The sequence below is a fragment of the Lachnobacterium bovis DSM 14045 genome (assembly GCF_900107245.1).
Taxonomy (GTDB): Bacteria; Bacillota; Clostridia; order Lachnospirales; family Lachnospiraceae; genus Roseburia; species Roseburia bovis.
On sequence record NZ_FNPG01000042.1, the window covers coordinates 1 to 9,138 of the forward strand.

At 30.9% G+C, this 9,138-nt stretch carries 12 protein-coding genes; 9 read left to right on the forward strand and 3 right to left on the reverse strand.

Translation table 11 applies throughout. From position 1 onward, the window contains the following. The 7 genes from BLV79_RS12820 to BLV79_RS12825 form a co-directional block, all read left to right on the forward strand. On the forward strand, positions 1-372 hold a 372-nt coding region (locus tag BLV79_RS12820; RefSeq protein ID WP_159429361.1), incomplete at its 5' end, for a hypothetical protein. 78 nt (positions 373-450) lie between these two features. After that, positions 451-1,128 carry a LytR/AlgR family response regulator transcription factor gene (locus BLV79_RS11980; protein WP_027422009.1) on the forward strand — a complete coding sequence of 226 codons (678 nt, stop codon included), beginning with the start codon at positions 451-453 and terminating at the stop codon, positions 1,126-1,128. A gap of 65 nt (positions 1,129-1,193) precedes the next feature. Next, positions 1,194-2,045, forward strand: a complete 852-nt coding sequence (locus tag BLV79_RS11985) for a YihY/virulence factor BrkB family protein (RefSeq protein WP_074719219.1) — start codon at positions 1,194-1,196, stop codon at positions 2,043-2,045. Positions 2,046-2,177: 132 nt separating this feature from the next. Next, positions 2,178-3,023, forward strand: coding sequence for an AAA family ATPase (locus BLV79_RS11990; protein WP_242871473.1), 846 nt, complete (start codon positions 2,178-2,180; stop codon positions 3,021-3,023). A 12-nt stretch (positions 3,024-3,035) separates the two neighbouring features. Then, complete coding sequence (locus BLV79_RS13110) at positions 3,036-3,401, forward strand: AAA family ATPase (RefSeq protein WP_242871474.1); 366 nt, start codon at positions 3,036-3,038, stop codon at positions 3,399-3,401. Next, positions 3,394-4,059, forward strand: a complete 666-nt coding sequence (locus BLV79_RS11995; RefSeq protein ID WP_074719220.1) for an RloB domain-containing protein — start codon at positions 3,394-3,396, stop codon at positions 4,057-4,059. The genes BLV79_RS13110 and BLV79_RS11995 overlap by 8 nt, the downstream gene beginning before the upstream one ends. 692 nt (positions 4,060-4,751) lie before the next feature. Next, positions 4,752-4,916: a hypothetical protein gene (locus tag BLV79_RS12825; protein WP_159429363.1), complete on the forward strand. Its 165-nt coding sequence runs from the start codon at positions 4,752-4,754 to the stop codon at positions 4,914-4,916. A 90-nt stretch (positions 4,917-5,006) separates the two neighbouring features. On the opposite strand, the gene BLV79_RS12000 is transcribed toward BLV79_RS12825, so the two are convergent. Genes BLV79_RS12000 through BLV79_RS12010 form a run of 3 tightly spaced genes read right to left on the reverse strand, consistent with a single transcriptional unit; the run spans position 5,007 to position 6,478 of the window. Next, on the reverse strand, positions 5,007-5,324 hold the full coding sequence (locus BLV79_RS12000) for a hypothetical protein (RefSeq protein ID WP_022750018.1): 318 nt from the start codon (positions 5,322-5,324) through the stop codon (positions 5,007-5,009). A gap of 13 nt (positions 5,325-5,337) precedes the next feature. Next, positions 5,338-5,751 (reverse strand): hypothetical protein, encoded by a 414-nt coding sequence (locus BLV79_RS12005; RefSeq protein ID WP_074719221.1) that lies wholly within the window; start codon positions 5,749-5,751, stop codon positions 5,338-5,340. Continuing rightward, a complete protein-coding gene (locus BLV79_RS12010; RefSeq protein ID WP_074719222.1) occupies positions 5,744-6,478 on the reverse strand; it encodes a DUF4417 domain-containing protein in 735 nt (244 codons plus the stop codon). Before BLV79_RS12010 ends, BLV79_RS12005 begins: the two co-directional genes overlap by 8 nt. A gap of 140 nt (positions 6,479-6,618) precedes the next feature. Between BLV79_RS12010 and BLV79_RS12015 the strand changes: the two genes are divergently transcribed. After that, positions 6,619-7,710: a macro domain-containing protein gene (locus tag BLV79_RS12015; RefSeq protein WP_074719223.1), complete on the forward strand. Its 1,092-nt coding sequence runs from the start codon at positions 6,619-6,621 to the stop codon at positions 7,708-7,710. Between the two features lie 15 nt (positions 7,711-7,725). Next, positions 7,726-8,241 carry a TIR domain-containing protein gene (locus BLV79_RS12020; RefSeq protein WP_074719224.1) on the forward strand — a complete coding sequence of 172 codons (516 nt, stop codon included), beginning with the start codon at positions 7,726-7,728 and terminating at the stop codon, positions 8,239-8,241. The last annotated feature ends 897 nt before the right edge of the window (positions 8,242-9,138 follow it).

A 9,138-nucleotide genomic window follows, 5' to 3' on the forward strand; every position in this document is an offset into this window, starting at 1 on the left:
GCCAAATATAAAATAAATAGTGCAATAAGTGTACGAGAGAATGCTGAATCGATTTTAGTATTTATAGTTGTTGATTTGGTGTTTGCTGTCACAGCAATAGTTCTAAATATTTTGACTAAAAAATATACAATTTCGTTAATCATACAACTTGTTTTTTTTACAGGAAATTTAGGCATACTAATTTCAAAAATAGGTTCACAGATTTCAAATCCTTTTATTAATAAAATAGTTAAAAACAATATTTTCTCAGCAGTAGATATTTGTTTTTCACAACAAAAATTTGTGTCGGATTTATGGAAATACATTTTATGCTATATAATTATGGCTGTATTTTTGGGCAATATTTTATTAAATAAAAAAGACGTTAATTAAAGAAAACTGATAGTATCAAGTAAAGAGTAACAAGCTAAAACAATTTATTTGATACTATCAAAAAATGGAGAAGTAGTAATGGTAGTATGTTTCTTTTGTAAAGATTCAAAAAAGATTGAAGAAATTAATAACAAACTTGAAGAAAAATTAGAAAATCAAATAAATGTGTTTTGTTTTTGTGAAAAAAATGCATTTATAAAGTTTTGCCAAAAAGGAGATGTGAATATAGATATTTTATTTTTTGATACTTGTTTTGTTGAAAAAGATAAAAGATTTAGAAAGTATATTGAATTAAGTGAAAAAATAAGTGAAATAGTTTATATGTCAAACAATAAGGAAGAGGCAATACATTATTTCTCTAAAAAAACAACAGCTTTTTTGGTTAATCCATTTAATAATCTGAAAGAAATTTATAATATATGTAAAGCAACTCATATATCGAATACTAAGAAAATAATTATTAATGATATTTTAATAGATGTAAATGATATTATTTATATAGAAGCACAGGGAAGCTATTCAATAATAGTATTATCTTCAAAAAAGGAAATATTGATTTCGAAAAATTTAAAAAAAATAGAAACAGAATTAAATTTTCTTTTTTTAATAAGGATACACAAATCATTTATAGTTAATATTAATTATATTGATAAATGGTATTATAAATATATTGTTTTAAAAAACAATATAAAAATTCCAGTTGGAAGAAACAGAAGTTCCATATTAAAACTTTTACTTGAAAACAACATGAAATAAAAGAATAAAGATTAAAGAACAGATATCCGAATTATACCAATGTATGAGTGTATTTGGGGGATAATATGAAAAAAATAGAAAAGAAATTTAACAATAAAATATTTAGAATAAATAATTTCAAAAGTTTAGGTGATAATATTTTAAAAATAATAAAAAGTATTTCATCTTATGGAGTCCCATCATATGCTGCAGAGACTTCTTTTTTTATTGTACTTTCATTTGCACCTGCATTGTTGTTTATAAGTTCTATTTTAAAATATGTTAGTTTCTTTAACAGAGAAATATTTATCTTAATTGATGAAACATTTCCGGATTATATTGCTATAAATGTGAAAAATATTTTGCATGAAATATTAGAGAAAAACGGTCAAATTCTTCCAATTTATGGATTGCTAGCACTTTGGTCAGCAGGTAATGGAATAAAATGTATGATAAAAGGTCTAAACAAGATTTATGGGGTAAAAGAAGAAAGAAATTGGTTGGCGCTTAGAATGGAAGGCGCAATATATACTTTTGTTTTTACAGTTGTGATATTATTTTTGGCAACGTTATCCTTTTTTAATGGAAAAATTAAAACAATAATAAAATGGTTTCCGAATGATATTGAATTTATAAGAGAAATTCATATGATAGAAGAAAATGCGAGTGTTGTTACAATTGTTTTGTTGAGTATATTTTTTACAAGTCTATACACTTTTTTACCAAATAAAAAAGTAAAATGGGTAAAACAATTAAGAGGTGGAATTTTTTGTACATTAGGTTGGGAAATTTTTTCAATATTGTTATCTATATATGTTGAAAAATTTGGAGGATTCTCACTTTATGGAAGTCTTAATACTATTGCAATAGTTATGATTTGGTTATATGGAAGTATTTGCCTTTTCTTTATTGGAGGAATAATAAATCATAAAAAGTAACAAGGGAGATTTGATTTGCGGTGAAAAAATAATCTTTAAATGAAAAAGTAACTGCTAGTTTGCAATCGTAGTTGCAAGCAAAAACAAGCGTTTAAAAATTTCTTGTCGTTTAAAGATGATGCGGAATTTACAATGTTTGCCCCGGGTAATAAAGTTAAGAATCGATTTCCAGATAATTACGTAAAATTAAATAGTGGATATGATGTTTTAAAAAATGCAGTTATAGTTGGAGAAAATGCAGGTGGAAAGTCTAATTTTGTAAGGAGTTTTTATCATTTTAGAGATTTGTTTATAAACAATGCGTTTGTACATTCATATAAAAATTTAATTAATGCAAATAATAATATAGAGAAGTGTCCGCTGGAGAATGAAACAAAACAAATGTTTGGAATAGAAATGTCTGGAGAGAATGACATTATTTTTCATTATTATGTTGAGTTTGATTGTGTTTGCATTGTAAAAGAATATTTGGAATATAAGAATAAAAAAGAATCTGAATATAAGAATATATTCTTTATAGAACGTATGATTAGTAAATTAGAATGTGATCATAATGCGAATAATTGTGATATTGAAGAATGTAAAAGAACAGAGAAAATACCTTATTCAATAAATACCAATGATATTGATCCGTCGATAGAAAAAATAGTAGCTCAATCTAATACTGATGGTTCTTTGTCAAATAGTTCGTATGGATTATTTGTATCTAAGTTTGCTCTGCTTGGAGAAAAGCGTGCATTGGAATTTATTAAGCTTATACAAACATCAATTTGTCCTGTTTTATCATCCAGAGACTTTAAGACAGATTTTGAAGATCCTAAGAATAAAGATGAGTATTTAAGAATCTTGAATACTGAGGAATATTTAGAAATATTTAGATTAGTGGATTACAGTATAAAACGTATAGAGATAGACGAGAGTAATCCATTTAGAGACACGATGATATATAGAAAATCTAAAACCGGTAAAGAGTTTTGAAGAAAGATAGGAATGGATTCAAGTGGTGTTTATGAGTTTTTCTTGTGGGCAATTCATATATATGAGGTTGTTTATTTGAATAAAATAATAATTGCAGATGAAATGGATAAGGTGCTAAATCCGGTTCTTTCTGATCGTGTTATGGCTTTCCTAAATGCTAAGAATCATGCTGGGCAGTTTATTTTTACATCTCATAATGTTTTGCATTTAGATTTAAAGAACTATATGAAAGAACAAATATTTTTTGTTACTAAAGATTCAGAAACATTGGAATCAGAACTCTATTCATTAGCTGATTTTCCAGAAGTTCGTTATGAAACAACAAAAGTGTATGAGTTTTATATGAAGGGAATACTGGGAGGTACAGCAATTGAGTAGAAAAGAACGTAGTATCAAAAAAGTATTTAAAGTATTTTGCGAAGGAGATACAGAATATAATTATTTTGATAATATACGAACAACAAAAAATATAAGTTTGGCGATTCGACCTGTAAATATGGGAGGCGGAGGATATGCTAATTTTATTAGTAAATTAAAATGTGATTCAAATTCTAACTGTATTGCTAAATTTATTGTGGTAGATGGGGATAGAGCACAAACGGATAGTTCAGAACAGAAAAAACTGGATGAATTAATACAGTATTGTAGGATGCAAAATAATAGTAAGAGAATACCACATTTATTGATTGTCGACTTTCCGGATTTTGAATATGTCGCATGTTTGCATTTTGAGAATTATAATGGGAAAAATAGTGAACAATTTATAACGGGTGAATTGAAATACAAAAGTATATCCGATTTTAAGTCAGACAAGAAGGTTCTTATTAACATTGAAAAAAAAAGAGGGTCTTTTAATAACTTACTTAAGGCAATTAATAGGAATAATGTGATTGTTAACAATAAAATATCTGTTAAGAAGAAAATATATGAAATAACTGTTGAAAAGACCGAGTACTATTCACAAAATATTGGGAAAAAAGGAACTAACATTAATGATTTCTTTGATGTTTTAGATAAGCTTGGAATCCTGATATGATTTAATCAAACAAGAAGCACCAAGATTGATTGGTGTTTCTTGTTAGTTTGCGCGCCATGGGCGCACTCTAATGCAATGGCATTAACTTTAGAGTATTTCTTACAAAAATCAAAGTTTTTAATGATGGTAAGGAAGATGATAAAACATAAGAACATCGCGCTCACCTGTAGGATTGATGAAAAAATCAAAGTTTTCGGGATGAGATATACGTTTATAGGTGTTTTTATTTTTGTAAAGTTCCCAGTGATCTTTAGTTCTTCCAGCAGACAAATGTAGATTGATAAAGATATCTAACTGATATCAGCAACGTTAGTCTTTCTAATAATCATATTCATCCAACTGGAGATTGCGACATGTAGTCCGCTTACTAAAATTATCAGCGGAATTCATCTACACTCCGTGCGATGAATCCACTTAACCAAGCAATAATGCGGCCTACCAAACCACCATTATTCTGATTTGTTACTCACAGGGCATTTACACAGCAGATTATCTGCAGCCCTGTAAATATTTTCAGAATAATAGGCAAGCGCAATCGTAAACTTGTTTTCAAGTATGAAGATGTAACCTATAGCATCAACCTTTTAAGTGTAAATGTATATCCACAGGGCTATGCCGGAATCGTGAACTATATCAACAAATTCAGCAGACTTGCTATTGTTATCGACATTGGAAGTTGGACGATTGATATCATGCCTATCCGTGAGAGAAAAGCTGATGCTGGGAACTGCAAGAGCCTTTCTCTTGGAACCATTACATGCATGCACAAAATCAATGAGCACTTAAGAGAGCAGTTTAACGGTGAAGCAGATGAAATCTTACTTAAGGATGTAATGGCTGATATACTTTCGTTCTAAATGGGAGTATAATTAAAAACAGCGAAAGCATGGTCTTTACCTTGCTTTCGCTGCTACAAATAAATTGAGAATTTCATAAGAATAATTGTTTTATCGGGAGTTTTTTTGATACTTTGATTCGATTTCATATTCACTTCCATATCGATCAATTAATAGATTTAATGCCTTATCTATTTTAGACTGAAACGACTTTTTCTCATCATCTGAGGAAAAATCATTGGAAGTAAATTCGCTTGGTGTATCTATGTATAATCCATCAAAAGTTTCCTGGATATCTAACAACAGATTATCAAGCTCTTCATCGTTTCTAAGTTCTTCTGGCAAGTCATTGTCAATTAAAGAACCGTCTTCATCATAACTCCAAATTGGATAACATTGATATTCAAGGGATAATTTTAATTTTTTCATGTGATTTCTCCTTTTAAATTGATTTAGGATTAGCTCCAACGATATAGCCATTACTTCCAATTGAAATTGCTACTCGTCGAGTCTTTCCCTCATATATAAATTCATAAATAGGACGTCCTTTTCCACGGCCTTGATAACCAACTATGGTTCCACTCTTTACAGCTTGCATTATGTACTGTGGAATCTCGTCTCGTGAAATATTTTGATTTTCAAAGTCGGCTGCATGTTCCTCAATAATATGAGCCAAACCCGATGGTCTATTTCCGAGATGCCCCTTTTCAAGCCATACTATGTTGCCATCAGGATCCTTAGTAATTGCTACAACGTCCTTTTTATTATATTTTACACCACTTGCATCTAATTGAGAAACAAGTGCTGCACCTTCACCTTTTGTACCGGCGAATTTTCCGCTAATTGCTTTACTCATTGGCTCTCCTTTCCGCAAAAGCTAAACTCGTTTTGCTTGGATAAGAGATAACCTTGATTCCCTGTTTTTTTAATTCATCAAAACAGGCATAGTTGGCAGATCCATAAACAATGATTGTGTGCGGATGTAGCTGCTCGACCATTTTGAATAACCCTTGTTCAAACAGCGGTCTGTTTTCAAGATACCTAATACCGCTTGCCACAACACCTATTGCAAGCATACTGTTGCTGGGATTACCATCGAAACAATATGACCAGGTTTCTTCTGTACCCCATCGACAATTACTAATAACTGGAACACCTTGCATCCCTGCCCAGTATCCAAAGGCACACATGCGGTAGTAATTCCACTTTTTAAGTGGTTCAGGAAAGTCAGCATATGTTGAGAAATCAGGAGCTATAATTCCAGAAAAATGTTTAAGCATTTCTAAAGATTTCTCTGGATATAACCATATGCTACTACGCTTTCCGTCAAACTTTTGATCATCAATAAAGAAGTGAACAAAGCCATCTACTTTATAATCTCTGTTTCCTCTTTGCATTTCTCTTTTATGAATTGCTTTAGCATCATCAAAAGAAATAAGTTTAGACGGAGTTTTTGAAGTTGTCGTAGGACACATCGGAATATCATTTACAGAGAATTTTGCACCTTCTACCATGAATGCATTCCACATGTCCTGCAAACCACTTCTTGATACATTACTTTGATTTGTAGAAGAATTATTCATTTATTCTTCCTCCTTAAATTAAAATTCAGAACCTACTTGGTTTCTGTAATTTCATTTTAGGTTTGAAGAGAGAATAACTCGTTCCCACACGGTTACTATAAAGTTACGTTAAGTTACGATAGAAAGGAGAACCAAAACTAATGGCTTGCTTAGCAACTCTAGTTAAAACAATAAAACCTTTTTGTAAGAACCCTAATGCATCCGATGAAGATATATTTAATGATTTCATTTCACCCATAGTCAATGCTGGAAACATAAGAAATAAAAACAGAGAACCCTTTTGGCTTAACAAGGGACGTGTAAGCGAACTCCTGAATCAAAAAAAAGAAGTTCCCAAAGCTTTAAGAGAAGCTTTAACCCAAATAGACATCGATAAAAAAATCGAATTACAATATATGGATTATATAGATGATTTTCTTGATGAATCAAAAATTCCAGATTTGCAACATGCTTTGTCTAAGCTGTCCCATAAAATGGACTGCAATTGTGATGTCCTATATAAGGATAGGGATATGCTAGCCAAACTACTAACTCAAGAATTACGTGCTGCTATTTCTGAAAACAACAAAATTGACGAAAACCCATTTGTTGTTTGGAAACGCGGAAAGAATCGCATAACCGTTATTGAGGGAGATTTGTTCAAATTTGGTTTTGATAATCGAGGAAAAGACAAAAACATCATTGTCATTCCGGTAAACACCTCATTTGAAACACACGTCACAAGAAAATTTGAGGGTGAACCAAAACCTATAGTATCAGCAACCTCTATCCATGGCCAATGGCTAACTAGGGCTGAACAATCGGGTTTAAAAGATTTGGATAAACGCATTCAGCAATGTCTTGATCTAGATTGTATAAAACCATCTTCAACATCCAAATCCGATAACACTAAATCTAAGTGTTATCCCATCGGGACTATTGCTGTAATAGAAGACAAAAATAGCATTTATTACCTAACTGCAATTTCACAGTTTAACCAAAATAACAATGCCCAGAGTTCAGCTGAAGACATTGGTAATTCAGTAAAGAAGCTAATCGATTATCATAACACTCATGGTCAAGGATATTCCTTATATCTACCTCTATTAGGTACGGGGCTTTCACGTGCAGGCCTATCTTATCAAGAGTCTTATGACATTATTAAAGAAGCTTTACTGAGTAACATCCAACTCATTCAAGGATCTATATTTATTGTTTTTCCTCATGATGAGCTTACGGAAATAAATTTATAGAAAGGAGATCCCCCTATGTATCGTACCAAAACATATATAGCTGGCGATTGGACAGGTGATCAAGATTTAATTTCACAGCTATATAAATGGAATAATGACGATAGATTATTGCTAAATTTCGTCGATGCACATGAACTAACTCAAGCAAGAGATACAAGCTTAGCCTGTAGCATTAAGCGCTCCCTTTCCGAAAGATTAAATGCATCAAAAACATTTGTCTTAATCGTTGGAAAGGATACAGATAAGCTTACAAAAGGTGCTTGTAGATATTGTAATAATTATAGTTCCTATTTTGGCTCATGCACCCATGGCAACACCGTAGACCAGCGCAGTTTTATAGAATATGAATGTGAAAAAGCCAAACGCGATAATCTTAAGATTGTAGTTCTTTATAACTATACGTCCGTGTATAAGGATAAATGTCCAGAACGTCTTAGATATTCCGGAACACATTTAAATGCATATTATAAAGGAACTGATGGCAAATACTATTGGAACTACCAAGAGATTAAAAAAGCTATCCTGAACTAATGAATTACCACCTATTCTTTAGAGAATAGATATCAAGTGATTTTATTGATTTAATACATTGTTTTACCTTATAGCATTGCCAGTGGCGATGATAATATCGTTGCCCTGGATGCTTATGGTAAAGAATGATAGGGTACTCTGATAATAAAGGGTTTCTTTTCTGTATTATCCAGCTGTCCTTTGTATTTTTACTTTGAAACTCAATATAGTTATCCTCCATAGGATACCTAAGTACCTTGAAATAACCTTTATCAATGAGATGCAACTCTTTATAGGTAAACATTAATAACCACCTTCTTATTGATACTGATATATAGATTGATAGGATGGATATGATACACACATAGATTTATTCTTTCTACAGATTCTATAGTGAATAAGAGATAAAGTACTTCTCTACTAGTAGCATCTTTGACTCGAAAAAGGAATTTCCACCCTTTCTCTTGTATGTGAGCAAGTGCATTCTATGTTGTATTTCTATCCACATTATTTCTGAAAAAATAAAAACAAAAAATAAAAATACTTGAAGTTCAACTCTTGCAAAATGAGAAATTACAAATAAGAAAATAAGTGATGTGAAAAAAATGTTACAGAGAAAATAATCCAAACCCATCCATGTTCAATAATCTAAAATTCAATAATACAAAAAAGTTTTGAATTTATTTATTGTATCGATATAAATTCTTAAAAAAATCTTTTTGATTTTTTAAAAAAATAATCTTTAAATGAAAAAGTAACTGCTAGACCTTATTGACACTCCTGATTTAAAACCTTAAAATGAGGCAAAATACGAGCTTGCAGACGTATGTTTTAAAAGAAAAGCTATTATTTTGCGTGAATTCTGGACATGACTAATAAGCGGCATAACAGTCGGTTTGCAAAAGTAACTGAGACCCC